This window comes from Paenibacillus sp. RC84 (assembly GCF_041260495.1).
Classification (GTDB): Bacteria; Bacillota; Bacilli; order Paenibacillales; family NBRC-103111; genus Paenibacillus_F.
On the sequence record NZ_JBGBYL010000015.1, the window covers coordinates 26,440 to 50,532 of the forward strand.

25 protein-coding genes and 1 riboswitch are annotated in these 24,093 nt (G+C 53.0%); of the genes, 14 read left to right on the forward strand and 11 right to left on the reverse strand.

Annotated features, from left to right (window positions below; translation table 11 throughout):
• Positions 1-149 precede the first annotated feature (149 nt).
• Positions 150-677, forward strand: a complete 528-nt coding sequence (locus ABH899_RS26835) for a GrpB family protein (protein WP_370001866.1) — start codon at positions 150-152, stop codon at positions 675-677.
• On the opposite strand, the gene ABH899_RS26840 is transcribed toward ABH899_RS26835, so the two are convergent.
• Positions 622-975 carry a hypothetical protein gene (locus tag ABH899_RS26840; protein WP_370001867.1) on the reverse strand — a complete coding sequence of 118 codons (354 nt, stop codon included), beginning with the start codon at positions 973-975 and terminating at the stop codon, positions 622-624. The two genes, ABH899_RS26835 and ABH899_RS26840, sit on opposite strands and share 56 nt — an antisense overlap.
• A gap of 224 nt (positions 976-1,199) precedes the next feature.
• Positions 1,200-1,625 (reverse strand): exosporium protein C, encoded by a 426-nt coding sequence (locus tag ABH899_RS26845; RefSeq protein WP_370001869.1) that lies wholly within the window; start codon positions 1,623-1,625, stop codon positions 1,200-1,202.
• Between the two features lie 380 nt (positions 1,626-2,005).
• On the opposite strand from ABH899_RS26845, the gene ABH899_RS26850 reads away from it, so the two are divergent.
• The 3 genes from ABH899_RS26850 (at position 2,006) to ABH899_RS26860 (ending at position 4,498) form a co-directional block, all read left to right on the forward strand.
• Complete coding sequence (locus tag ABH899_RS26850; RefSeq protein ID WP_370001914.1) at positions 2,006-3,397, forward strand: hypothetical protein; 1,392 nt, start codon at positions 2,006-2,008, stop codon at positions 3,395-3,397.
• Between the two features lie 171 nt (positions 3,398-3,568).
• Complete coding sequence (locus ABH899_RS26855; protein WP_370001871.1) at positions 3,569-4,042, forward strand: DinB family protein; 474 nt, start codon at positions 3,569-3,571, stop codon at positions 4,040-4,042.
• Between the two features lie 27 nt (positions 4,043-4,069).
• Positions 4,070-4,498: a hypothetical protein gene (locus ABH899_RS26860; RefSeq protein WP_370001873.1), complete on the forward strand. Its 429-nt coding sequence runs from the start codon at positions 4,070-4,072 to the stop codon at positions 4,496-4,498.
• 91 nt (positions 4,499-4,589) lie between these two features.
• On the opposite strand, the gene ABH899_RS26865 is transcribed toward ABH899_RS26860, so the two are convergent.
• Positions 4,590-5,165, reverse strand: a complete 576-nt coding sequence (locus tag ABH899_RS26865; RefSeq protein WP_370001875.1) for a GNAT family N-acetyltransferase — start codon at positions 5,163-5,165, stop codon at positions 4,590-4,592.
• Positions 5,166-5,398: 233 nt separating this feature from the next.
• Between ABH899_RS26865 and ABH899_RS26870 the strand changes: the two genes are divergently transcribed.
• The 4 genes from ABH899_RS26870 (at position 5,399) to ABH899_RS26885 (ending at position 8,508) form a co-directional block, all read left to right on the forward strand.
• Entirely contained in the window at positions 5,399-5,830 is a 432-nt protein-coding gene (locus ABH899_RS26870; RefSeq protein ID WP_370001877.1) for a MarR family winged helix-turn-helix transcriptional regulator, read from the forward strand.
• Between the two features lie 69 nt (positions 5,831-5,899).
• Complete coding sequence (locus ABH899_RS26875; protein ID WP_370001878.1) at positions 5,900-6,448, forward strand: NADPH-dependent FMN reductase; 549 nt, start codon at positions 5,900-5,902, stop codon at positions 6,446-6,448.
• A gap of 184 nt (positions 6,449-6,632) precedes the next feature.
• Positions 6,633-7,250, forward strand: coding sequence for an ArsR/SmtB family transcription factor (locus ABH899_RS26880; RefSeq protein WP_370001880.1), 618 nt, complete (start codon positions 6,633-6,635; stop codon positions 7,248-7,250).
• Entirely contained in the window at positions 7,243-8,508 is a 1,266-nt protein-coding gene (locus tag ABH899_RS26885; RefSeq protein WP_370001882.1) for an MFS transporter, read from the forward strand. The genes ABH899_RS26880 and ABH899_RS26885 overlap by 8 nt, the downstream gene beginning before the upstream one ends.
• Positions 8,509-8,602: 94 nt before the next feature.
• On the opposite strand, the gene ABH899_RS26890 is transcribed toward ABH899_RS26885, so the two are convergent.
• Entirely contained in the window at positions 8,603-9,415 is an 813-nt protein-coding gene (locus ABH899_RS26890) for a DUF6597 domain-containing transcriptional factor (RefSeq protein WP_370001884.1), read from the reverse strand.
• A 145-nt stretch (positions 9,416-9,560) separates the two neighbouring features.
• On the opposite strand from ABH899_RS26890, the gene ABH899_RS26895 reads away from it, so the two are divergent.
• Complete coding sequence (locus ABH899_RS26895; protein WP_218231743.1) at positions 9,561-10,010, forward strand: SRPBCC domain-containing protein; 450 nt, start codon at positions 9,561-9,563, stop codon at positions 10,008-10,010.
• 209 nt (positions 10,011-10,219) lie between these two features.
• Here the strand turns inward: ABH899_RS26895 and ABH899_RS26900 are convergent, their stop codons facing one another.
• The 6 genes from ABH899_RS26900 to ABH899_RS26925 form a co-directional block, all read right to left on the reverse strand.
• Positions 10,220-10,441: a DUF1540 domain-containing protein gene (locus tag ABH899_RS26900; protein WP_218231742.1), complete on the reverse strand. Its 222-nt coding sequence runs from the start codon at positions 10,439-10,441 to the stop codon at positions 10,220-10,222.
• Between the two features lie 41 nt (positions 10,442-10,482).
• The gene (locus ABH899_RS26905; protein WP_370001886.1) at positions 10,483-11,874 is read right to left on the reverse strand and encodes a cryptochrome/photolyase family protein; all 1,392 of its coding nucleotides are present in this window, start codon (positions 11,872-11,874) and stop codon (positions 10,483-10,485) included.
• 149 nt (positions 11,875-12,023) lie between these two features.
• Positions 12,024-12,488, reverse strand: coding sequence for a C40 family peptidase (locus tag ABH899_RS26910; RefSeq protein WP_009671580.1), 465 nt, complete (start codon positions 12,486-12,488; stop codon positions 12,024-12,026).
• A 3-nt stretch (positions 12,489-12,491) separates the two neighbouring features.
• A riboswitch (cyclic di-AMP (ydaO/yuaA leader) is annotated at positions 12,492-12,636 on the reverse strand.
• Between the two features lie 177 nt (positions 12,637-12,813).
• On the reverse strand, positions 12,814-13,404 hold the full coding sequence (locus ABH899_RS26915; protein ID WP_009671606.1) for a SurA N-terminal domain-containing protein: 591 nt from the start codon (positions 13,402-13,404) through the stop codon (positions 12,814-12,816).
• A 203-nt stretch (positions 13,405-13,607) separates the two neighbouring features.
• Positions 13,608-14,429, reverse strand: coding sequence for a hypothetical protein (locus tag ABH899_RS26920; RefSeq protein ID WP_370001889.1), 822 nt, complete (start codon positions 14,427-14,429; stop codon positions 13,608-13,610).
• A gap of 9 nt (positions 14,430-14,438) precedes the next feature.
• Positions 14,439-16,466: a M1 family metallopeptidase gene (locus tag ABH899_RS26925; protein WP_370001891.1), complete on the reverse strand. Its 2,028-nt coding sequence runs from the start codon at positions 16,464-16,466 to the stop codon at positions 14,439-14,441.
• Positions 16,467-16,584: 118 nt separating this feature from the next.
• Here ABH899_RS26925 and ABH899_RS26930 point away from each other — a divergent pair, with 118 nt between their 5' ends.
• A complete protein-coding gene (locus ABH899_RS26930) occupies positions 16,585-17,091 on the forward strand; it encodes a YwhD family protein (RefSeq protein ID WP_009671595.1) in 507 nt (168 codons plus the stop codon).
• A gap of 416 nt (positions 17,092-17,507) precedes the next feature.
• On the opposite strand, the gene ABH899_RS26935 is transcribed toward ABH899_RS26930, so the two are convergent.
• On the reverse strand, positions 17,508-19,586 hold the full coding sequence (locus tag ABH899_RS26935) for a transglycosylase domain-containing protein (RefSeq protein ID WP_370001893.1): 2,079 nt from the start codon (positions 19,584-19,586) through the stop codon (positions 17,508-17,510).
• A 375-nt stretch (positions 19,587-19,961) separates the two neighbouring features.
• Here ABH899_RS26935 and speE point away from each other — a divergent pair, with 375 nt between their 5' ends.
• From speE to argS, 4 genes are all read left to right on the forward strand, one after another.
• Positions 19,962-20,789, forward strand: a complete 828-nt coding sequence (gene speE, locus ABH899_RS26940) for a polyamine aminopropyltransferase (RefSeq protein WP_370001894.1) — start codon at positions 19,962-19,964, stop codon at positions 20,787-20,789.
• 34 nt (positions 20,790-20,823) lie between these two features.
• The gene (gene speB / locus ABH899_RS26945) at positions 20,824-21,693 is read left to right on the forward strand and encodes an agmatinase (protein WP_370001896.1); all 870 of its coding nucleotides are present in this window, start codon (positions 20,824-20,826) and stop codon (positions 21,691-21,693) included.
• A 272-nt stretch (positions 21,694-21,965) separates the two neighbouring features.
• Entirely contained in the window at positions 21,966-22,382 is a 417-nt protein-coding gene (locus ABH899_RS26950; RefSeq protein WP_009671605.1) for a YwiB family protein, read from the forward strand.
• Entirely contained in the window at positions 22,379-24,052 is a 1,674-nt protein-coding gene (gene argS / locus ABH899_RS26955) for an arginine--tRNA ligase (protein WP_370001899.1), read from the forward strand. Before ABH899_RS26950 ends, argS begins: the two co-directional genes overlap by 4 nt.
• Positions 24,053-24,093: the final 41 nt, after the last annotated feature.

The window sequence follows — 24,093 nt, forward strand, 5'->3', positions numbered from 1 at the left end:
GCTTCTTACTCTTGAATTGCTCTCAAGCGTAGCCAAGGGAGATTATTGCACACGAAAGTGCTGGCATATCCTCCGAGGCATCCCCGCCGCGCTGATCGGAACCCCCATTTTTTTGTTTCGGAACCCTTCAAAAATCCAAAGGAGAATTTATGCGAAAAACGATAATATCTGCTTGGACTGAGGAATGGGATAAGATGTATTCAGTAGAAGCAAAGGAAATAAGACGGATTTTTGGTGATAACATTCTTGATATTTATCACATTGGAAGTACATCGGTTCCCTATATTGGTTATGCGAAACCGATTATAGACCTATTAGTTGTTGTAGGGGATATTAATATAGTCGACTCACACGTTGATGGAATGGTCAAACTGGGGTATGCCACCCGAGGGGAGCAAGGGATCGAAGGAAGAAGATATTTTACAAAGGGTGGCTATAATAGAACCCATCACGTACATACCTATGCTGCCGACAATATAAACATTAAAAAGCATTTGGATTTCAAAGGATACTTACTCGCCCATCCTGAAGAAGCTAAAAAATACGGTGAATTGAAAATAAGCCTGGCTGAAAAGTTTCCGGACAACACATATAAGTATCAAGAAGGCAAGGAATCATTTGTTAGCGAATTAATGGCAAGAGCGACGGAGTGGGCTTCAAACAGACCCAACAATTAAGGATATGCATGCAAGTTTTATGCCACAACCCCTCAATCCCTTTTGCGAGAAGGCTAAACATCGTTGCTTCCTGTCGAAAGTCCTTGTTAAAACAATAAGCCAGGCTGCTGATCGAAGAGGATTCGTTCGGTGCCTGGCCGCTGCCGTAGGTGATGAAGTCACCCGCGCCGAAGATGCCCGACTGGCTCGTCCGCATTTTCGCGTCGACGGTGATTCCGTAGTCTTCACGCTCCAGTCCCCATTTCACGAGGTTTCCGAAATCACGATCATATCCGTGACTTACGACGACTTCATCCACTTCGACTTCATCCGACGCCCCGGTTTCCGCATGGGCAAGCGTGACCCGTTCGATTCGATCAGCAGTGCCGTGCAGGCTTAAGTTGCCGTCTCTTCCGTACTAGAACAAAGCAGCCCATCCTCTGATAAGGAACGAGCTGCTTTTACTTTGTCATCTACACCATTCCCCGAATCGAGACATCTGCAGGTCTCTCTATTCAGGTGCTGAAAAATGCAAATGGGTTGTTATGTTCTCGTTTTAACGGCAAGCCCGCTGAACGATATAGGCCCGACAACATCTGCTCTTGTATTTGCAGTAAGGTTTTCTGCTGTGACTGTATAAACATGGGTGCCCGTTCTTACATTTCTATCTTCCGCCTGGAACGTAACCGCATAATTTTGCTCAGAACCAGCAGATTCGATACCTTGCTGTGTGTTGAAAATCTCTTTCCCATCGCGGAAGATTCTAAATAATATTTGGGCAATGCCAGTGACACCTCGAACACCGACGGTTGCTACCAAATCTACCCGATTAGGTTGAGAATTCCTTGGAATAAGGATTGTGATTGTTGCAAGACGAGATCTTGCTGGTGAACGTCGGATAATAAATGAGTTTGCTAAGTTGAATCTGCGGCGCGGCTGAACGGCAGCTTTATCGAGAATACGTACCAAAATATCAACTCCTATTGATTGATATCTGTAATATATTCTGGGCAAGCAGAGAAAGAGTGGGCAATTCTTTAATCTGCTTTGATTTGAGGCAAATACACTCACAACCCATCCATCCCTTAGGGTGCTGTCAGCAGCATTTTCATTCCTTTGGCATTGCAGGCATCGCTTATTGTTGAATGAGAGCCCTCCATGTTAAAATTACGTTAGAAAAAACGAGTACGCGGACATTCAGCTTACATAATCGGTTTTTGGATGGGATATTCCTTCAAGATAATGACTGGAACCCAACTCACCTTCGGCGGCTACCTATAGGGTGGGTTTTTTGCTTTATCTTACTGAAGATGGCTCTCAGGTAAAGGAGAACGATCGTCTTGATCATTGTGCAGCTCAGCTACTTCGGACTCTTGTTTTGGTTCGGCTTATACATGGTTAATCGCGATGTAAGAAACATTCGGCTATTGCTGGCCGGTCTCGGCGTAATTGTTTGCTCGCTTGGTTTCGGGGTGACTTTACTGATGCCCTATAGCCAAGGGGACCCGTTTATGGCGCCGCCGCTAAGCACGGTACGGGACATCTGCTTTTATCTGCCCTTGGTATTGTGGCAAGGTGCCGTTCTATCTACTGTCTCCCGAGAGGAGGGTGAACGAAACGTATTATGGCAGCTATGGAGGTATGTTCTGACGGGGTTGACAGTAGGCATCGTGATTTGGCTGGCCTTCGCTGCTAATCCGGACATATACTTCGTTTCCAGCAAAGCAGCAGTATGTGTGTTTTTTATCCTGGTAACGGTGCTTTCCATATGGGGGGCGGTGTCCGGTGGGACTAAACGGCCTTTTCCCTTCTATGTCTTTAATTATGTGCCGCTTTTTGTATTTGCCTGTATGACGGTTTTGAATTTGTTTTTTCCTGAGGTTGTATGGAATAAGTGGACGCTTGTGGCCAACAGTGCCGGAATGCTGCTGTTTGGCGCATATACGATAGTCAAGGAGATCAGGGAGCAGGGGGAATCCTGGCTGCCGGATTTGTTCCGGTCTCTCGATTATTCCGTCTTTTTTACACTCATTTTTTCCGGTCAGGTCGCCCTTGTAATTATACTCGGAACGGGGACGGGATTCGATTTTGCGACGCTGTTGTTATTGATGGTCAGCATAATGGTTTCCATTGCATTCCAAGTGTTTGTATATCCGATTCGGGCTTTACTCGACAACATTGCTCTAATGACGTTCCCGAAGCTGCGCACGGAACGCACCAAACTGCGTCTGGTCGAAAGCGTTCAGGTCCGTATTGATGACGATGCGAATCCGGAGGAGATGGACAATGAGGAGTTCTACCGTCATATCCGGCGAGCGACTAGTAACTTGGGGAACTTGGAGCGATTGGCGGCAAGTCCGCTGGCGCAATTGGCGCTAATTGACGAGCGGCTTCGGAAATCCGGGGCGGCGGATGGTGTAGTGGAACGTGCTAACGAGCTTAAGTCTTTGCTTATCGAAAGTATATTGCAAATGAAGCCGCGCCCGGATGAAGCGTTTGGCACGACGGACGAATGGAAATTTTATAATGCTTTGTACTTTCCTTACGTCGCCGGCATTAAGCCGTATAGCGTGCGTTATTCGAACAATCAACTGGATGCTCCTTCCAAAGAAGCTTTGGAGTGGTTCCGTACCTGTGTGCCCGAGCGCACCTGCTATAATTGGCAGAACGCCGGCGCGCGTCTTATTGCGACAAGTCTAAAGGAGAAGAATGCCTTATTAAGGCGGAATAAAAATGAATGACATGGATGGCGGTTGTTTCCTTGGGAATACCCAGGGAAGCGGCCGCCTTTTTTTTGAACGAAAATAGGCAAGATTGGCACCAAACGGCAGTGAAAAGCATGGTTCTGGCAGTCGTTTGTAGGCTAATCTCGGTGTTGTCAGGCACAACCCAACCATTAGGAGGAATGTACAATGTCACAAGCAAGCATCCAAACCGCAAAAACGGCTCATCAATTGGTTGTCGGATCCATTCAAGCGATTCCGGAAGAAATTTACGATATTACGCCCGCAGGATTCAATAATACGGTTCGTTGGAACGCCGGCCATATCGTTACCATGCTGAATTGGTTTCTCTCCGCAGGTCCGGCGTTAAATACGAAGCTGCCGCAAAGCTATGCCGGCTTATTTATGACCGGAACGAAGCCGTCGGACTGGACCGTCACGCCTCCGTCGAAGTCGGAGCTGATTCAATTTTTATCCGCGCAGCTTGACGATTTGTCCAATCTAGACATCGAGTCGTTGAATGCACCTTTGAGCGCGCCGTTTGAAATGGGGCCGCTGAGGTTCGAGACGGCAGGCGAGTTGTTTAACTTCGCTTTTATCCACGAAGCCGTGCACTTGGGAATCATTTCTTCACTTGTGAAAGCCGTACAAGCCGATCAATAATCGCCCCGAAAGAAAGAGGTGTGCAAGATGAAACCAAATGAAGCAATAACGCCGACAGGAGAAACTCTCATCCGTAAAGTTTTGCTGACGAATGCCGTTTCGTCCGGAATATTCGGGCTGCTGTTATTGGCCTTTCCCGGGTATGTCGCCGAATGGACGGGACTAGAAAGTAGAACCGCCTTGGTCGAAACCGCGGTTTTTCTACTCTTGTTTGTCGCATTTCTCGTTTGGACCGTATCCAGAAGTATGGTTCCTCCATCGGCGGTGCTTGTCATTGCCGTGATCGACATTCTTTGGGTCGCCGGCAGTGTGCTTCTGCTGGAGGATAAAGGAACTACGGGGACGATGACCGTTTTCGGTATCTCGGTAATTCTTTTGGTTGCTGCGGTAGTTGGCGTATTCGCGATTTTCGAGGTGTTGTATTGCTGGCGCAACCGTTACTTCCGAAGAAATTAAGCAATCCGATAAACGGTAGCCTGCCGGGTCTCGGGGGAAATGGAAAGGAGCCGCAAATCTTGCGGCTCTTTTAAGTCCCGAACGTTAATCATCATGGTTTCGAAAGGGTCAATTCCCGTATAATTTCGATGCCGTCCCGGTCTACTTCTTCAAAACCTAATGAAGCATATAAATGGGACGCCCGTTCGTTTTCGGCCCGATGCCCGAGTACGATTTTGTCGCAGCCGTGCTTTTCGTGGATGTAACGTACCAGTTCCTTCATGCCGGATCGCCCCAAGCCTTTATGCTGGAACTTATGATCGATCATATAGGCCATGATCCAGTAGCTCCCATCGTCAGGATCGACGGCGTAGACCGCAAATCCGATTAACTGTTCGCCATTGTACATGGCAAGAGGAGTGAAGCCGCAATAAGCCGACTCTGCAAGCCAATACACAACCGGAACGGGAAATACGTTCTTCTGCTCGTCCGTAACTACAAGCTCGGTGCAGTCATACCAGTTATTCTCATCAACAGGCTTGAGTTCGACGGTTGTTCGGTAACGTTCACCTGTCCGATCGCATGCCCCTGTGAGCTTCTCTTTAAGCTCAACGGCCAGCTCCGATGAGTCAGGGTCCTCCATATCCTCATCGCTGCGGAGGCTCTTTGTATTTTTGTTCCTATTCAAACAACATCACTCCTTCAGGTCATGTGGGGATATAAAGATTGCATGCTGATTGTCTGTTCCCCCATGAACCATCGTGGGATAATTTTGCATGGTTATCAAGGTTTAGTTTAGACTAATCCAATTTATCCAAAACCAGTCTGCAACAATCCCGTTTCCCTTGACTTTCCACCAAGTTTTTAAGATAATAAAAGTGAAATTGTTGATATATCAACTAATAGGGTCAGGGTGAACGAATGGAACGGGACATGGAAGAACATATCGGTTTGATGATCCATATGGCGGATTTGGAGATTACCAGCTACTTGAAGAAACGGCTGGCTCCCATGCAGCTTGCTCCGGAACAGCATCTGGTGATCGCGCTTCTCATGAGGCAGGAGGGCTTGTCGCAGAACGAGATCGCGGAACGCCTCAGCAAAGACAAATCCGGCATTACGCGAATGCTTGCCAGTCTGGAGAACAAAGGCTTTATACGCCGTACTCCCAGCGCAGGCGACCGCCGCTCGATTGAAGTGTATTTGACCGATGAGGGACGGGCGCTAAAAGCAAACGTGGAAGAGATCAGCAGCCATATGAAACAGCATCTCAGAGCAGGCTTTACGGCTGAAGAGACGGCCGAGCTGAAGAGGCTTCTTACAAAGGTCCGCGAGAATGTGCGTAAGCGGTAGCCCGTCTTGCGCTCCTGTTCATCTTTTAGTTGATATAGCAACTAAAACTATATATCGGAGGGTTCGCTTATGAAAATCGCAGCAGTTATCGGAAGCAACCGCAAAAACTCATATAATCTGAAGCTTGCAGAGTATGTGCAGAAGACCTTCAAAGACCGGCTCGACGTGGAAATCGTCCGCGTAAACGATCTGCCGTTTTACAACGAAGATATCGAGCTGAATCCGGACCAGTCGGTGCTGGATTTCCGCGGCAAAATTGCAGGCGCCGATGCCGTGCTTTGGGTTACGCCCGAGTATAACTACTCCATCCCCGGCGTGCTGAAAAATGCCCTGGACTGGCTGTCGCGCGGTGACCGGGTGATGATCGGCAAGCCATCCTGGATCATGGGCGCTTCGATGGGAACTCTAGGCACTGTGCGGGCACAGGAGAATCTGCGCGATATTTTGTTCTCGCCCGGCATTTCCTCTGTACTGCTCCCCGGTAACGAAGTGTACGTAGGCCTTGTCCATGAAAAAATCGATAAAGACGGCAACCTGCATCACGAGCCTACTATTGAGTTTCTGAATGTGGTCGTGAACAATTTTATGAACTGGCACGGCAAGCTGTACAAAAATTAATTCGGGAGCCAGCATTATCCCGATCCGAGTTTTGAGGGGTCTTCTCTCTAAAAGGCTGCATGAGGTACGCAAAGTATCCCATGCAGCCTTTTCTTTTTCCGGAATCCCCCTTGACAGGAGAGAAGATTATTTGGTAAGTTCTTGTTGTCAATAAAAACTGACAAGTAAAATGGAGCTGACATGTATGGAAAAACAAAATGACGTTATGGTATTAACGAATCTCGAACAGTTGAAATCTTTGAGCGATCCGCTGCGAATCGAAATCCTGTGCCTGCTGGTGGAGGAGGCGCGGTCGGGGCAGCAGCTTTCCCAGCAGATGGGGGAATCGCGTTCGAAAATCCACTACCACCTGCAGGATCTGGAGAAGAACGGCTTGATTCGGCTGGTGGAGGAAAACCGCAAGGGGAACATGACCCAGAAGCTGTATCAAGCCGTGGCGAAAAGCTTTATTCCGTCTACGGAGCTGCTATCCTTTCACAATGAATACGGGGAGAGCCGCCGGCTGATGACGCTATCCACTCTGGACCGGGCCAAGAGCCGTGCCCTGGCGGCTCCGGAGAGCGCCTTCCTGACGGATTCCGAAGACCACAGGAAGTGGCACCGCATAGCCAGTCAGACTGAGGTGAACATTCCGAAGGAAAAGTTTAAGAAATGGGTCGCGAAGTATCACGAGCTGATCCAGGAGCTGAACCGGATGGCGGAAGAAGAGGTTTCGGAAGAGGAGATGGAAACTTTTTATCTGATGACGGTAGCGTTCCAGATCGACGAGCCGTATTTCAAAGAGGAGAAGGAAGATGAGTAGCTTGGAGGCCCGAATCCGAGCGGAGAGGATGCCCCGGCCGGCATCTTCGCTCTTCCGGGAAAGGGCATTCGCGATGCTGTGGCTGTCTACGATTTTCTCCGGCCTCGCCCTGAACATGTTCTATTTCGCGGAAGCCTGGTACGTGGTGAACGTCTTGAACATGGAGGCTTCCCTCGGCGTTATTTATCTGATCGGGACGCTGCCCCGCGTCTTGTTCATGGCGATCGGGGGCGTGCTGGCGGACCGGATCAGCCCGTCGAAGATCATGTTCGTGTCGACGATAACCAAATCGGCGCTGCTCGCCGCCCTGGTTCTGGTTCTGGTGGAGGGCGGGGGAATCGGATTGGGAGCCCTGACCGCTTTCGCGCTGCTGTTCGGCATACTGGACGCGTTCTTTTGGCCCGCTTCTGGTTCGATCGTCCCGTCAATCGTCTCCAAAGAGGAGCTGACGAGGGCCAACTCCATTATCCAGACGACGAATCAGTCCGCCTCGATATTCGGGCCGATGATCAGCGGTTTTGTCATCGTCGCTCTCCGGTATGAAGGGATCTTCGGCCTGATTACCGTGCTGCTGGCGCTAGGCGCCCTATTCGCGCTGCTTGTCCGCGTGCGGAAATCCCCATCGCCGGACACGAAAGCGGAACGGATTCCGATGCTGACCAGCGTCAAGGAAGGGATCGGCTACGTCCGTCAAGCACCCGTATTGAAGGCGTTTGTGCTGAAGACGCTGTTTTTGAATCTGTTTTTTACCGGTCCCTTTGCAATCGGCATCCCGGTTTTCGTCAAACACGTTCTGCACGGGGAGACACTCGATTTCAGTATGCTGCAATCCTTCCTGGCTGGAGGAATGCTGGTCAGCTCGATTGTGCTGGGCATTCTCAACTTGAAACGCCGGAGAGGCTTGATTAGCGTATTGGCCCAGTTAGGCCTGTCGTTCAGCTTTCTCGCGCTGAGCATGGCCGGCACACTGTGGACCGGAGCCGTGTTCGCCGCTTGTATGGGAATCTCGATGGGAATCTCGAACATCTGCGCCACTTCCGTGATCCAGAATCATGCCGACAATGCCTATATCGGTCGTGTGATGAGTATTCAGACGATGTCTTCCATGGGACTTACGCCTATTTCATACGGTTTGACTTCACTGCTTCTCAGCGTTGGTGTGGAAATACAGAACATTGTAATGGGCGGCGCTCTTCTTCTGCTCGCCTTTACCTTCTGGCTGATCGTTAAAATCCCGTCTTTACGGAAAGCGGACTAAAGACTACTTTCAGAAAGCGGCCTCGCTGAATTGCAGAGTGCTTCCAAGCGCTAAATCGGCGGGCCGTTCCATTTTTTTATGCAGCTCTGCCGATCTAACCTTGTTTACCGCGCACGTACTCCTCCGGAGATTTGCCGATAACCGTTTTGAAATCTTTAATTAGATGTGCCTGGTCGTAATAGCCCAGATCTACCGCGAGCTTCGACCAGTCCGGCGATTCTCCCGCATCCGCCGATACGGCGGCATCCTGCAAGCGGTATCTCTTGATAACCCATTTTGGGCTGACGCCGACATACTGGCTGAACATCCGCTGCATCGTTCTTGCGGAGATGCCGAACCTGGCTCCAACGTCCTCAACCCGGTTGATTTCCCTGTGTCCCGCAATATAATCGATCACCGAATTGACGATTTCGATTTGTTCGTCAGCCGGCGGCCGCTCTCTAATGAAAAAATCATCCACGAAGCGGACCTTTGCCTCTTCATCCGGTTCGGAGAAAAGGGCCTCTTCCAGCGGAAGGCAGCTTCTGCCGAAAACCTCCTGGAAGGGCAGGCTGCGGTTGACCAGCTCCGAAGCAGGCTGCCGATAAAACGGATAAAACCCGCCCGGCCGGAACAAAACGCCGAATACTTCTCCTTTGCCCTCAAGAAGCTGCGACATTTTCCCCTTATTCGTCCCGTAGATCCGCGTGTTGTCTTTTTCGAAAACCAGATTAAAGCATGGAGGCTGGAGCACCTCCTGGGTATGGGATGGAAGTCCTCTCAAGTCCCAATGAATCAGCCAGTAATGCCGGATAAAAAAAGCCAGCTCCGGAGCGGGCAATCTTCGGGAAATGGTGAACTTTTGCCGGCCCTTTTCGTAATTCAAAATGCCTTTGTTGACGACGACCGGGTTCTCCTCGGGTTTCATGCGGAGCCGCCTCCGTTCCAGATGAAGTCTCAGGGAAGATGTCGCTTTTTTACAATCGCTTTGCGCCGTGGCCCTGTAAAGTTGATGGTAGCAAAACGGCCAAGCTATCACAAGACGCCGACACTAGGCTAGGGAGGAATTTTCAATGGATCTCACTTATCATTTTTATATCGACGGCAGCCCGGAGCAGGTGTGGGATGTTTTCGTAACGCCGGAGAAAACCCGTAAAATCTTTTTCGACTGTGTGATCGATTCTTCTTATGTCCCCGGTGAATCTATCCGGTATATCGGACCCGGCAATGACGGCGAGCAGACCGTCCATATTTACGGAGAAGTGCTGGAATACGAGCCGAACCGTATCCTGAGTTATACGGAACATCCCGGACCTTCCTATTATCCGAATCATGCGGAGATCACAACGCGGGTAACCATTAAGCTGGAGCCGGTCGGCGGCTGCACCAAATTAACCCTGATCAACGATGAGTGGGTCGACAATCACCCTTCCTACGAGAAGGCGGACCCCGCATGGTGGATGCTGCTGAGCGCCATCAAAACGTTCGTGGAGACCGGAAAGAAACTGGATCTCGGCTGGTAAGGCGGAGAAGGACGGGATTCCGTATAGAACCATCCTGCAAGAGTAAACGAAGCGTGTCCATACAAAAAAAGCCGGGCAGGATGAAGCCTGCGCGGCCTTTAATCACCCGCTGATCTCAGCGGGATTATTTTTGTAAGCCGACAGCAGGGGAGCTCTACGGCTCCTCTGCTGTCGGCATTTTCATTTTTTAATGAAACGTTTGATTGAAATTAGTGATGATGACGTTCCTCGAAAGTTTGACAGCAGGTGTCGGTGATGCCATCGGCGGAATCCTGATGTCCGGAATCGTAAGGCAGACCGTCCCGTTCTTGCGGTTGTGGCTTGTTCGAATGAGCGTTTACTTCGATCATAATAACTTCCGCACTGCAGTTATTGCCCTGCTCCCAGTATTCGCAGTTGGCAATGCTGCATTTCACCATTGGATTTTCCATGTTTATCACCTCGTACTTCTATTTACCCGAAGAACGGAGCTTTAAACAGGGGGAGAGCCATCCGGAGAAAATCCGGCCGGACCCGCACCGGCATCAGGTTTAGCCTCCGCCAGCATGTGCTTGTAAATCTCGATCGCTGCCGCACGGGAGCTTTTCAGATCGACAATCGCGTCCGCCTGCGGCTTGTGAATTTCCTTATCGCTCAGATGAGAGAGCTGGGGAAGCCACCGCCGGATGTACATGCCCGTCGGATCATGCGTCTCCGACTGGGTGACGGGATTCATGACGCGGAAGTACGGAGACGCGTCGAAGCCGAGCGAAGCGCTCCACAGCCAGCCGCCCCGGTTGAGCACGTTGTCGTAATCGGCGAGCTTGCGCCGGAAATACCGTTCACCCAGCGTGAAGGGACAGCGCAGGTTCTTGGTCAGGAACATGGCCGTCACCATCCGCAGCCGGTTCGGCATGTGCCCCGTGGCGTTCAGCTCCGCCATGGCCGCATCCACGACCGGAATGCCGGTCTGCCCCCGGCACCACCGCTCGAAGAGTGTGTCCTCCAGGCCGGAGAAGTCGAATTTCTTCTCGTAGACGAAGAAATCCGGATTATAGACGGCCTGGTACAGGTAGAAGTCGCGCCACGCCAGCTGGCGCGTCCAGGCTTCGTGCCACTCGCTGCCGAGAGCGGCTTCATACGCCCGGCGCACGGAGAGCGCGCCGGTGTTCAGGTGGCGGCTGATCCCGCTGGTCGTCTCGAAGGCGTACCGGTCTCTTTGCGCTTCATAAGCGCGGAGACCTCCTTCGAGAAAACCGCTCAGAGTCTGAGCGGGATCAGGCGCCGTGCCTGCCGCTTCCGGGTCCAGCGGAAGCGGAAACCGGGCGGACCAGGCTTCGCGGTCCGGCAGCGGCCGTGTCTGCAAATCGCGCACGGTGACGGGCGACGACGGCCGGAAAAAAAGATGCATATAAGAATTCCATTTTTTATAAAAAGGGGTAAATACCTGGTAAGGGGCGCTGCGCTTCGCGAAGTGCTGGAAGTCTCCGAAATCGGCGAGCGTATAGTCGATCAGTGTGGTAACCGGAACGCCGCGGGCGGAAGCTGAAACCTTCAGTTTGCAGTCACGTACTAATGCGTAGGGCGTAACGTCGCCGTGCAGGACGATTTCTTCAATCGGCAGCTCGGCCAGCAGCTGATCGACCACGGCATGAGGCTCGCCGGCAAGCACTTCCAGATGAGCGCCGGCTCTCCGGTATTCGCGGATGAGCCTGGAGACGTGACGGAGGAAGTTGACTCCGCTGTGTTCCCGGTCCCGGCCGTCGCGCAGAAGGAAGGGGTCCAGAATCAGGATGTGCAGGCTTGGACGCCCCAAGCTGTGAATGTAATCAAACGCAGTGAGGTCGTCAATCCGCAGATCTTTGCGATGAATAAAAAGGATCATAATGAAGGGACGCTCCTTACTTTTTCGTCTAACTTCATAGTAACAGGAAATCCGGCGCAAATGAAAAGAAGCCCGGCAAGCCAGGCGGCAACCTGGATTACGGGGCTCCCTTTCGGGTATATGCTGCGTTCCATTACGAGTGCGTCTTACTAGTCTGCAGTGATCTTATTAAAAAGGTCATCGCCGATAACGCGGCGTGCAGAAACGTATCGTTTCGCATAGTAAGATTCGCTCAAGTCACTCTTTGTAACACCTTTGTTCGTAGCGGAGTGGGCGAACTTGTTGTTCCCGATGTAAATACCTACATGGGAGATGCCTTTTCCGTCGGTGTTAAAAAATACAAGGTCACCCGGTCTCAGATCGCTTTTCGCAACCGAGGATCCTTGGCCGTTCTGTGCTTTTGAAGTGCGTGCCAGATCAATGCCGAACCGGTCGAATACGTAGGACGTGAAACCCGAGCAATCAAAACCGCTGGTCGATGTGCCCGAATACTTGTAAGGCGTCCCTACCAATCCGTCAATCGTGGAACTGAGCGTCGACTTCGCGGAAGCGCTGCCGATCTCCACACTCAAAAACAGGGTCAAGCTCAAAACAAACAACAAGACTTTCTTCAACTGTGTTGCTCCTTCCTGTGCCTACGAGGTTAGCTGGAGGGTTCGGTAGAAGGTCCCCTATGATCCCTTTGTTGCAAGATCAATTCACCCAGAGTGGATCCCCCGTTCTCTTCCTTTCGTCTAAGAAGAAATTCGGCAATCTTTTTCTGTTCGACACTAAATATTCGCCATAGGTCCAGAAATTCCTTCCAAAAAACTAAAAATAGTTACAAAAAAGTTTCAAAAGCAGTTATTTAGTCGGATTTCAGGGCAAAAAATAGATCAAAAAACCCGCCTTCTTGTATAAAAAGGGCGGGTTTTCCATGTCTTTCAGCTTAGAGGCAATCTAAGTTTTCGGCTGATCCGGAAACTTCACGCGCAGCCCCGGTTTCGTTTCGGCAAGCAGTTTTTCTTGCAGGGCGTTGAGGTCTTCCTGCGTTTTCAGCTCGCCTTTTTTGACGAGGTACTCGATCGTCTTTTGCTGGAGGAGATATTTGGCGTACTGGTTGACGGTTTTAGGATCGGTCCAGTAGGTCGCTTCGGTCAAGCCGGCGCTTTTGTAGAGCATCTCTTTCAACTGAGCCGCTTCGGGACCGGCCGCTTCCAGCGCTTTGCGCTGCTGGTCGATAGCCTGCTTCACTTCGGCTTCTTTGACTTTGACGCCGCGCTTCTGGCCGTAACGGACGAAGAGCTCGTCCTTAAGCATCAGATCGAGAAGCTGATCGTTGGTCAAATTGTTTTGAGCGCCCTGCATTTGAAAGGCCAGGTCGACTTCGGCTTTCATTTTGTCGAAAGCTTGGTTGGAGATGCGGACGTCGTGACCGATCGCCACAACCTCTTTGGCTTTAACGTCGGACTGTCCGTAAAAGAACGACCCGGCGGCGACACAAAGGCCAATTACTGCCGCCACGACGGTGCTTGTCCGTGGGGATATCATCGGTAATGCCTCCTTTTATCTTCTATCTTTCCATGATAGCTGAAAAAAACGCAAATGGAAACTAAAAACCCCCTGGCCGGTGAACGGCAGGGGGAGACGGATATCGCGCCGGAACAATCCGGAAAGAGCACGGTTAAGAAGAGGGTGGCGTTTGTGACTCGTCTGTTTTGCCGCCCGGCTTACGGGCAGAAAAACAGGCCTTTCTAGGTGCGGTAGCTTTCCCAGATTTCACGCTGCGCGGCGATGGACCACATTTTGACGAAGGTGCGGACCAAAGGGTATAACTGGTGGATAATGAGGGCCGTCAGGCCTGCCCATATATAGGAGGCATAAGTCGCCGCGACGGCCAGAAGGAAGCCGAGCAGGACGAGCAGCAGGGCATTGCCCGCGATCCGTAAGCCTTGGCGGAACACGACCGGAAGCACCGAGAGAAGTCCCCGTCGATCCTCGGAGGCCCGGCCGAACTGCAGGAACAGGAAGAGGAGCTGAACAAGCAGGGCATACACGGCATAGAGAGCCGTCCAGGGAAGCATGGACAGAAGGAGCTGCTCGAATCCGTAGGCTTTGTTGAACAAAGCAAGCGCTTTGGGAGCCAGCCAGTAGAGCGGCGCAAGCATCAGGACCGTTTGAAGGAGATAATAGAGGAAGAAGGGCAGCAGCAGCTCGCGGATTCCTTTCATAAACCGGTAGCCCGCATTCATCTGCCGGTGTTCCAGAGAGTACAGCACGCCGGCGTTCAGCATGGGGCTGATCAGCATCCGGACGGCCAGCAGGATGAGAAGCCATTCGAGATACGGCTGGATGAGATCCGTTTTTACAAGCCGGAACTGGCTTTCCATCAAGAACAAATGAACGGCGCTCTGGGGCTGATCGTTGGCCGGATAACGGTGGAGCAGGGGAACGATAATGGATTGGACCCATTTATAAAGCAGAATTCCCCAGGCAAACTGGTACACATACAGCACGCAAACGGCGAACGGCTGCTTGAGGGCGGCCGTCAAGCCTTGTCGAAGATAGCGGAGCATCTCATCACCTCACCAGGCTACAGTATCGAACAGCGTTTCCAGCAGTTTTACGACGCCGAGGGTCCAGCGGATTCTCCACGTGGTGTCGACTTCGGTTTTCATATAGTTGTTGATATGCCGGTTTTCGAGCTTCAGGGTGTACTTGGGATCCAGGGAAACCCAATCCACCGGGGATTTATGGGTCAGCTTGTATTCGATCTGCTCGCCCTGTCCGTCCCAGATCTTCTCTGTCGTCGAACCGTCGGCAAAATGGAACCGGATCGGCACAGCCGGTACAGTGCCTCCGAACTTGCGGACCAGCACGCTGCTTTCGTACAACGTCTGTCCCGACTCGTTCGCCTGGCGAATGCGGATGCTATCGACCGCATAGTCGGTCATCATGCTGCCGTATACATACTGATCGAAAAACTCCGTCCATTTCGTTTTGGTGATTTCCTCCACGACCGTTTGAAAATCGCGGGTTCCCGGGTGCTTGAATTTCCAGCGCTGGAAGTATGTTTTCATAATGCGGTCCATCGTGTTCAGCCCGACACGGTTTTCGATTTCCTTGAGAACCAGCTTGGCGCGGGTATACACGTTGTCGGCGTACTCGCCGTGGCTGCGGTAACCCCACGCATTTTTCTGCAGCGCGGCCGGAGAGGTGATATAGCTGGCTTCGACCGGGAGGTTGGGTTTCGACCCGTATTCCAGTTCCATCAGCTTATCCTCGGTGTAGGAAGTGAACCCTTCGTCCAGCCAGGCTTCCTCGAACTCGTTGGTGGCGACGAGTCCGTACCAGAACTGGTGGCCGATCTCATGGACGACGACCCGCTCGAGTTCCAAGTCGGGCGTCCCCTCGGAGGCTCCCCAAGCGGTAACGAGCGTGGGATACTCCATGCCGCCCGCCCCGTTAGCCTCTTCCGGAGGCACGACAACGGATAAGGTCGAGTACGGATACGTACCATACCACTGGGAGTACCGGCTCAGCGCTTTTTTGGCGGCGATCATATAGCGGGACTTGTACGGTTCATGCTTGGGGTCGAGGTACAGCTTGATCTTGACCCCCGGCAAATTGGGAGCGGCATAGGGCTCCTCAAACACCTTGAAGTTGGGCGAAGCGGACCAGGCGAAATCGTGCACGTCATCCGCATAAAACTGATAGGTTTTCTTACCGGCTTCGACGACCGGATTTTTGGTCGGAAAACCGGTGGCGGCCACGATGTAATCCGCCGGGACTTTCACACGGACATCGAAAATGCCGAAGTCCGCGTAAAACTCCGAATTGCCGTGGTACTGGTGCAGGTTCCATCCTTCCGCGGTCCGTCCCCGGGTGCCGGCAGGCTCGTACACGGCAAGCTTGGGAAACCACTGTCCCGCCATAACGAAATCTTTCGTTACGCCCATGCGAGCGAACACTTGCGGAAGCTTGACCGCAAAATCCGTATGCAGCGTAATGGCGCCTCCTGCGGCGACAGGCTTCGGAAGCGTAATCTTGATCAGCGTCCGGTCGTCGGGGTTTCCGTCATCGGGCTGGACGAACTGCATGGCGGAGCTGAGGTCGGTTTCGTCCTCGGTTTTGATGCTGCGCAGTTCCATATCTCCGAAGCTGCCTTTTTTGGCTTCGTCTCCCCGCAGCTTGCCGCCGGATTCCTTCATAAAAGTCGTCTTTTCCGATGCGAAGGCATTCGGATAAAGATGCATGTACAGTTCCTGCACAGGCTGACTGCCCGGATTTTTCCAGGTGACGGTCTGCTGGCCGAGGAGCTTCTGGTTTTCCGGGCTGTATTCCACATTGATGTGATATTCGACGATGCGCTTGCTGAGAGGCTGGTGGACACCTTCTCCTGTCGCCGGCGGCTGACCGATTGAAGAAGAAGGTTCCGCATTCACCGGGGCGACTGGATTCTGAGCGGTTCCGGACAGAACGGCCCGGCTTGTCTGGCCCGTCCTTTCTTCAGGGGAAGAAAGGAGCGAGTTTGCGAGGAAAGCTGCGCCCAGGAACGCGGCGGCTGCGGATACGAGCCAGGCTTTTTTTCGGTTGGCCATCTTTACTTTCATGATTTTCACCCCGTTGACAAGCATCTACAGCATGTATATGTTTGCATTCCGGGGATTATTAGCTAAAATAAATGAAGAAGAGCAGAATTATTTTTCTAGGAAAGCGTAGGTGCCTTTCATGGATTCCCATAAAGAAGAACCGAAGAAAAAACCGGCGGCGCTGAATATCGTCAGCACGAAGGTGAATCACAAAGGATTCGGGGCGGGTTCGATTGATCTGAGCAACGTATCCAGCCTTATCCTCGACGGAGATGAAGCTTATCTCGACATGGGCGCGCTGCACGCGAAGAGCCAGGTGGAGAAGCGGATTAAATTCTCGACGAACAAAGAAGACGTCCCGGACGGACGCCGCTGCTGGATCGTATGGGTAGCCGTGGACCGTTCCCCGGAAGGAACTTCCTACGGCGGAGTGACGGCTTGCGAGATGCTGATCGATACGGAAGCGCGCAGAGGCTGGAAAATCCTAGCCGATCACGTGAACCGGATGGACGCCGCAATGAAGCGCAAGATCATGGTAGAAGGTCTGGATGAAACGGAAAAATCCGCGCTGCGCAAGGCTTTGATCGAGCATAACGAGGAATGGTGGAACCACTCTTCCGAGGAGCTTAAACAGGCGCTTGCCTAGCCTTGCGGAAAATGTGTACAAATTGTGTCATGGATTGTGAGACCCAGGGGAAGCGGGTATACTAACACTAGTGTATGTTACACTCATATACTAGGACAGCAAAAAGGCAGACTAAGGACGCTTAGTTCTGCCTTTTTGCGTTGGAGATAAATGACTGTTCACCCGGTTATTTCCTGTAAAAGGGCTTTCGCCGCTTGGAGAAGCTTCAATAAAAGAACCTGGTTCAAGCCACGAAAGAAGCTGAACACAAATCCTCACCGGCCGGTATTAATCCGATTGGAAAACAACAAAGGCAGATGGGAGCGAGGGCTCGCCATCTGCCTTTGTTCTGTTTTTTACCGGGAATGGGTCTGCGGGTGTTACCCTCAACGGAGAGAATCTGTCGGCATCGCTGCCGCTTCTGCCTTCCGCTTCTGCTACTCGTTCCACCAGCGCTTCACATCTTCCCACCAGGAGCGCGCTCCGCTGCCGAACCCTTTGCCTTTGGCAGCCCGGTTCGTGCAGTACTCCTTCGGCTCCGTGCCGGAAAGGAACGCCTCGTTGCGCGCGCCGGTCGTACAGTCTTCATTGGCGAGCTTGCCGCTCTTCGGATCAATGTAGACGGTCGTGACTCCCTCCGGCACCGGGAAGAGCTTAGGCGGAATCGCCTCCAGGACGGCTTCGGTGTAGCCGGCGAAGATCGGCGAAGCGAGATGCGATTCCGCCGTGTTGATCGCACGCCCTTTGTCGTAGCCGACCCAGACGGCGGTGGCCAGCTCGGGCGTGTAGCCGACCATCCACGCGTCGGTGTCGGTCGTGCCCGTCTTGCCCGCGACGGGCCGCTTGATCGTGGCGGCCACCCGGCTGCCGGTACCGCCATCCTCGAATACGCTCTCCATCATATGGGTGAGCACGTAAGCGGGCGCGGCATCGGCGACGCGTTCGCTTTTCGGCGCAGCCTGATAGAGGATGCTGCCGGCCATATCTTCGATCTTGATAATGGCCGTTGGCTCGACTCGGACTCCCTGGTTGGCCAGGGCGGAGAAGGCGGCGACCATCTCGTACGGACTGACCGGATAGGTGCCCAGCGCGAGGGAGGGCAGCGGTTTCAGATCGCTTGTAATGCCGAACTTCCGCGCGTTGTCGATGACCTTCTGGGGACCGACCTTCAGGATCGTATCGACGGCGAAAATATTGTCCGACTTCGCGATCGCCCGGCGCATGTCGATGTCCGCATTTTCGTACTGGTCATTGTAGTTGCGGGGCGTGTAAGACTGCCGGCCCTCATCGTATTTGAAGACGGTCGGTTCGCTTCGGACGGTGCTGAGCGGCGTAAAGCCGTTCTGCAGAGCCGTCAGGTAGACGAACGGCTTGAAGGAGGAGCCCGGCTGGCGGGTCGTCGCAAACACGCGGTTAAACTGATTCGCTCCGTAATCCTTGCCGCCTACCATCGCTTTAACGTAGCCGGTTCGCGGATCGAGCGAGATCAGAGCGCCCTGAATCTCGCTTTCTTTGGGCAGCTGCTTGGTCATCTGCTCTTCCGCGATTTTCTGCGCTTTCAGATCCAGCGTCGTATAAATATTCAGGCCGCCTTGTTCGAACTGATCTTCCGTGATGCCGAGCTTCTGCACGGCCAGCGTTTTGATATAGTCGCGGAAGTACGGGGCCTGCGAAGGTTTCTTCTCTACCAGCGGCTGAACGGTCAGCTTCTCCTGCTTGGCCGCATCCGCTTCCTGCTGGGTAATGAAGCCTTCCTTCGCCATCGTCTGGAGCACGACATTTTTCCGGTCCATCGCATTCTCCATGTTATAGTAGGGCGAATAAAATTTCGGCCCTTTCGGTACGCCTACGAGCATCGCGCTCTGCGCCAGGGACAAGTCCTTGGCATGCTTGCCGAAGAACAGCTGGGAAGCCGCCTCGATTCCATACGTGGAATGGCCGTAGTAAATCTGGTTCAGGTAGCTTTCCAGAATCTGATCCTTGGTCAGCTGCATCTCCATCTGCACGGCATACACCGTTTCTTTGATTTTACGCGTCCAGGTGCGGTCATGATTCAAATACAAGTTCCTTGCCAGCTGCTGGGTAATCGTCCCGGCCCCTTGCACCTTGGACATGCTTTTCAGATTGACGATGGCTGCGCGCGCAATGCTTTTGACATCAAAGCCCGGATGACTGTAGAAGTTCTGATCTTCTATCGCGAGCGTCGCTTTAACCACATACACGGAAATGTCGCTGATCGGCACGATCTTGCGGTTCTGGCCGGAATCCAGCGTATCGATTAAAGCTCCGTTAACGTCAAAAATTTGGGACGTCTGGAGTACCTTCGTGACCGGAAGCGCCTGTGAGCGCAGATAGAGAAGGAACACTCCTCCCAGTACGCACAGGACCAGAAACGTCGTAAAGGAGAAAGTGAATCCCCGTTTTAAACGGCGAGGCCAGTTCTTGTCCGCTGGACCTGGCGGCTTTTTGTCGGGAGCGGCATTGTTTTCGGGTTCGTTCTGTTGGTCGTCGGCCAAGAGTCACTCACTCTCCTTTCTTGTCGGGCCTAGCGGGTTCAAGCATGAGCTTAGGATAAATAATAGCGGCATATTACACAGTATGGAAAAGCTTTCCGGCCCCTATTCAGGTATTCTCCCTTCCGCTTCCTAAAATTTCGTAAAACGGCCCGTCCGTCCTGCAAATTTCTTGCATTTCGGGTTCAATCCTCTATAATACAATTTGTGCGTGCAAACCCTCAAGGCGCAAGGCTCATTCCGCGCATGGATTTACCCGCTTGTGGTACAATGATGAGGATACTATTCAGTACGAAATAATGGAGCGGTCGGTCTCATTTCCGGGCTTGTCCGCATGCACTCCTTACATCACTATACTTAAGAAAAGAGGCTGGGAATATGGAACTTTGGTATACCGAGAAACAGACGGAAGACTTCGGCATCACCGCCAAGATTAAAGAAACGCTGGTGACCGAGAAAACCGATTTTCAGGATCTGGCCATGATCGATACAGCCGAATGGGGCCGCATGCTCGTTCTGGACGGCATGGTCATGACGACCGTAAGAGACGAATTCGTCTATCATGAAATGGTTGCGCATCCTGCCCTGGTTACCCACCCGAACCCTAAGAACGTTCTTGTGGTAGGCGGCGGCGACGGCGGCGTCATTCGTGAAGTGCTCAAGCATCCGAAAGTGGAGAAAGCCGTTCTGGTTGAAATCGACGGCAAAGTAATCGAGTATTCGAAGAAATACCTTCCCGAGATTGCCGGCGAGCTGGACAACCCTCGTGTCGAAGTCATCGTCAACGACGGTTACATGCATATCCACGATCACAAAAATACATACGACGTGATCATGGTGGATTCCACCGAGCCCGTCGGTCCGGCCGTGGAACTGTTCTCGAAAGGCTTCTACCAAGGCATCTACGATGCGCTTAAAGAAGACGGCATTTTCGTGGCGCAAACGGACAACCCTTGGTTCAAAGCGGACCTGATTCAAACGGTTAACCGCGACGTTCGTGAGATATTCCCGATCGTCCGTGTTTACGGCGCGAATATTCCGACTTACCCGAGCGGTCTCTGGACGTTCACCCTGGGCAGCAAAAAATACGATCCGCTTCAAGTCGAAGAAGCTTCGATTCCCGAATTCGAAACGAAATACTACACGCCGCGCCTCCACAAGGCCGCGTTTGCTCTGCCTAAATTCGTTGAAGATCTCGTAAAATAAGGACCGTTTCCGAACAGAAAGGTGCGATGACCGCATGCGTTTAGACCAAGCTTACTCCGGTAACATTTTTATCGCCGCCTCCGAGGACTACGCGTCCTCCCGTGCCGTACTTTACGGAATGCCCATGGACTACACGGTCAGCTTCCGTCCGGGTTCCCGCTTCGGCCCTGCCCGCATCCGTGAAGTTTCCATCGGGCTGGAAGAATACAGCCCGTATCTCGATAAGAGCCTCGACGAGGTGAATTACTTTGACGCCGGCGACCTGATGCTGCCTTTCGGCAACGCGGGACGCAGCCTCGACATCATCGGCGAATACGTCCGCGGCCTTCTGAGCGACGGCAAGTTCCCGCTCGGTATGGGCGGCGAACACCTCGTGTCCTGGCCGGTTATCCGCGAAGTGTACGCGAAGTACCCGGATCTGGCGCTCATTCACATCGACGCGCATGCCGACCTTCGCGAGCAGTACGAAGGCGAGCCGCTGTCTCACTCGACGCCGATCCGCAAAGCGGCCGAGCTTATCGGCGGCAAGAACGTGTACCAGTTCGGTATCCGTTCCGGTATGCGCGAAGAGTTCGAATACGCGCGCAAGAACTTGAACCTTTACCCGTTCGAAGTTCTGGAGCCGCTCAAGAAGGTGCTGCCGGAGCTTGCGGGCCGTCCGGTTTACCTGACGATCGACATCGACGTGCTCGATCCGTCCGCAGCGCCGGGCACAGGCACAGCCGAAGCTGGCGGTATCACAAGCAAGGAATTGCTTGCGGCTATTCACGCTATCGCAGGTTCCGAGCTGAACATCGTAGGCGCCGACGTGGTTGAAGTGGCCCCGGTATACGATCCGTCCGAACAGACACAGATCGTAGCGGCCAAGCTGATCCGCGAGATTTTGCTGGGTCTGGTGAAATAGCTTTTAATCGTCAACAACATACGATGCGTAATCCCATCCTCCAGGCCTTGTGTCTGGGGGATTTTTACTCGTCGGGGGTTTCACGTGCGACAGTGCCGGCGAAATAAAGGCTTTGGACGGCGGCTGCAATGATCCATTGAAAATACCCGTATGATACTATACACTTAGAGCTAACTTTGCTTTTTGCCGGGCCGCACGGGCGGGAAGACGGTTTTGGCCGGGATTCCCGGAAGCGGCAGGGCACAGTCAAGAAAGAACGGAGCGTTCGGGCCATGTCCAACAAGAAAAACGTCCGTATCCGCATAACAAGCGTTGCCGGACAGGAATCGATCATACAGGAAGCCCGTGGAGAGTTGTATATCCGGGAGGGGAAAGTATATGTCCTCTACCAGGAGACATCCGAAGAAATGGGCAGCACCTCGACGATGGTAAAAGCGGGTCCCGAGGAGCTTAAGATTACGAGAAAAGGACAGGTCGGCTCCGAGCAGACGTTTGTCGCGGGTCATTCCCGGACAGGCTGGTACCGGATGCCCCAGGGTTCTCTCCCTATGGAAACCCGCACGCGGACGTACGTCCGGAATCTCCAAGACGGCATCGGAGTCATTGATTGGAGCTACGACCTGTATGTAGGCGAGGAACATGCCGGTTTATATATATTATCGTTAACGATTCAGGAGGATGTAAGATGAATGTGCTCGAGCAGGTAAAAGAAACGCTTAAAGTAACGATAGGCGAGGCCGCGGTCGCAGCGGGACTCGTACAGGCTTCGGAGCTTCCCGAGATTGTGCTGGAAGTACCGAAAGATAAGTCTCACGGTGATTTTGCAACTAACCTGGCCATGCAGCTTTCCCGGATAGCCAAGCAGAATCCCCGCGCGATTGCGGAACAGCTGATCCAGAAACTCGACAAAGAGAAGGCTCAGATCGCGGATGTTCAAATCGCGGGTCCCGGTTTTATCAATTTCCGTATGGACAAAAGCTACCTCTATCCGATTCTTGCCCAAGTGGCGGAGCAAGCGGACGCCTACGGCGCAGTAAACGTGGGACAAGGACGCAAGGTGCAGATGGAGTTCGTCAGCGCGAATCCGACCGGTTCCTTGCACCTCGGACACGCACGCGGCGCGGCGGTGGGCGACGCCCTGTGCAACGTACTGGCTCTTGCCGGTTACAACGTTACGCGCGAATACTACATCAACGATGCGGGCAACCAGGTGAACAACCTGGCCAAATCCATTGAGGCGCGCTATTTGCAGGCTCTCGGACAGGATGCCGAAATGCCGGAGGACGGCTACCACGGCGAAGATATCAAAGGATTCGCCAGCGAGCTGGCGGCCGAAGAGGGCGACCGTCTGACCAAACTTGCACAGGACGAGCGTTTGGCTTATTTCCGCCAGTACGGGCTGAAAAAAGAACTCGATAAAATCAAGCGCGACCTCGGACGGTTCGGCGTTAAATTTGATGAGTGGTTCTCCGAGACTTCGATTTATGAAAACAATCTGATCGACGACGTGCTCGGCAAACTCCGTGAATCCGGTTACGTGTACGAGATGGACGGAGCAACCTGGCTGCGTACGACAGAGCTTGGCGACGATAAGGACCGTGTCCTGATCAAAAACGACGGTTCCTTCACGTATTTGACGCCGGACGTGGCTTACCACCGGAACAAGTTCCAGCGCGGCTACGACGAGCTGATCAATATTTGGGGAGCGGACCATCACGGCTATATTCCGCGTATGAAAGCGGCCATGACGGCGCTCGGTTACGACGCGAACCGTCTGACAGTGCTTATCGCCCAGATGGTGAGCCTGTTCCAGAACGGCGAGAAAGTGAAAATGTCCAAGCGTACCGGCAAAGCGGTTACGATGGAAGACCTGATGGACGAAGTCGGCGTCGATGCCATCCGTTATTTCTTCACGATGCGCAGCATGGACTCGCATCTTGATTTCGACATGGATTTGGCGATTTCCAAATCCAATGAGAACCCCGTGTTCTACGTGCAGTATGCACATGCACGGATTTGCAGCATCTTCCGGCAGGCGGAAGAGCAGGGTGTGGAGCTGCGCGAGCTGGCGCAGGTGGACTTGTCCCGGCTTTCGACGGAAGCCGAGTATGAGCTGCTGCGCAAAATCGGCGAGCTTCCGCAGGAAGTCGCCGTCGCGGCCGAGCTGTATGCGCCGCACCGCCTGATCCGCTACGTGTACGATCTGGCCGGGCTGTTCCACAGCTACTATAGAGCGGAGCGCGTCATCACCGAGGATGCGGAGCAGACACAGGCCCGCCTGGCGCTGCTGGGCGCGCTGCGCACCGTTATCGCCAACGTGCTGGCGGTCGTAGGCGTATCCGCTCCGGACCGGATGTAGGCTCCGGCGCGGCCGGACACCAACTGCGCAGCCGCGTTCAG

Bases quoted from the DNA above. Each gene is read 5' to 3' on its own strand.
- ABH899_RS26890 (WP_370001884.1), bottom strand. From the start codon at position 9,415: ATGAAACCCGAGGAGAACCCGGTCGTCGTCAACAAAGGCATTTTGAAT.
- ABH899_RS26885 (WP_370001882.1), top strand. From the start codon at position 7,243: ATGAGTAGCTTGGAGGCCCGAATCCGAGCGGAGAGGATGCCCCGGCCG.
- ABH899_RS26920 (WP_370001889.1), bottom strand. From the start codon at position 14,429: ATGCTCCGCTATCTTCGACAAGGCTTGACGGCCGCCCTCAAGCAGCCG.
- argS (WP_370001899.1), top strand. From the start codon at position 22,379: ATGAATGTGCTCGAGCAGGTAAAAGAAACGCTTAAAGTAACGATAGGC.
- ABH899_RS26855 (WP_370001871.1), top strand. From the start codon at position 3,569: ATGTCACAAGCAAGCATCCAAACCGCAAAAACGGCTCATCAATTGGTT.
- ABH899_RS26880 (WP_370001880.1), top strand. From the start codon at position 6,633: ATGGAAAAACAAAATGACGTTATGGTATTAACGAATCTCGAACAGTTG.
- ABH899_RS26860 (WP_370001873.1), top strand. From the start codon at position 4,070: ATGAAACCAAATGAAGCAATAACGCCGACAGGAGAAACTCTCATCCGT.
- ABH899_RS26905 (WP_370001886.1), bottom strand. From the start codon at position 11,874: ATGATCCTTTTTATTCATCGCAAAGATCTGCGGATTGACGACCTCACT.
- ABH899_RS26900 (WP_218231742.1), bottom strand. From the start codon at position 10,441: ATGGAAAATCCAATGGTGAAATGCAGCATTGCCAACTGCGAATACTGG.
- ABH899_RS26875 (WP_370001878.1), top strand. From the start codon at position 5,900: ATGAAAATCGCAGCAGTTATCGGAAGCAACCGCAAAAACTCATATAAT.
- speB (WP_370001896.1), top strand. From the start codon at position 20,824: ATGCGTTTAGACCAAGCTTACTCCGGTAACATTTTTATCGCCGCCTCC.
- ABH899_RS26835 (WP_370001866.1), top strand. From the start codon at position 150: ATGCGAAAAACGATAATATCTGCTTGGACTGAGGAATGGGATAAGATG.
- speE (WP_370001894.1), top strand. From the start codon at position 19,962: ATGGAACTTTGGTATACCGAGAAACAGACGGAAGACTTCGGCATCACC.
- ABH899_RS26930 (WP_009671595.1), top strand. From the start codon at position 16,585: ATGGATTCCCATAAAGAAGAACCGAAGAAAAAACCGGCGGCGCTGAAT.
- ABH899_RS26950 (WP_009671605.1), top strand. From the start codon at position 21,966: ATGTCCAACAAGAAAAACGTCCGTATCCGCATAACAAGCGTTGCCGGA.
- ABH899_RS26925 (WP_370001891.1), bottom strand. From the start codon at position 16,466: ATGAAAGTAAAGATGGCCAACCGAAAAAAAGCCTGGCTCGTATCCGCA.
- ABH899_RS26915 (WP_009671606.1), bottom strand. From the start codon at position 13,404: ATGATATCCCCACGGACAAGCACCGTCGTGGCGGCAGTAATTGGCCTT.
- ABH899_RS26895 (WP_218231743.1), top strand. From the start codon at position 9,561: ATGGATCTCACTTATCATTTTTATATCGACGGCAGCCCGGAGCAGGTG.
- ABH899_RS26870 (WP_370001877.1), top strand. From the start codon at position 5,399: ATGGAACGGGACATGGAAGAACATATCGGTTTGATGATCCATATGGCG.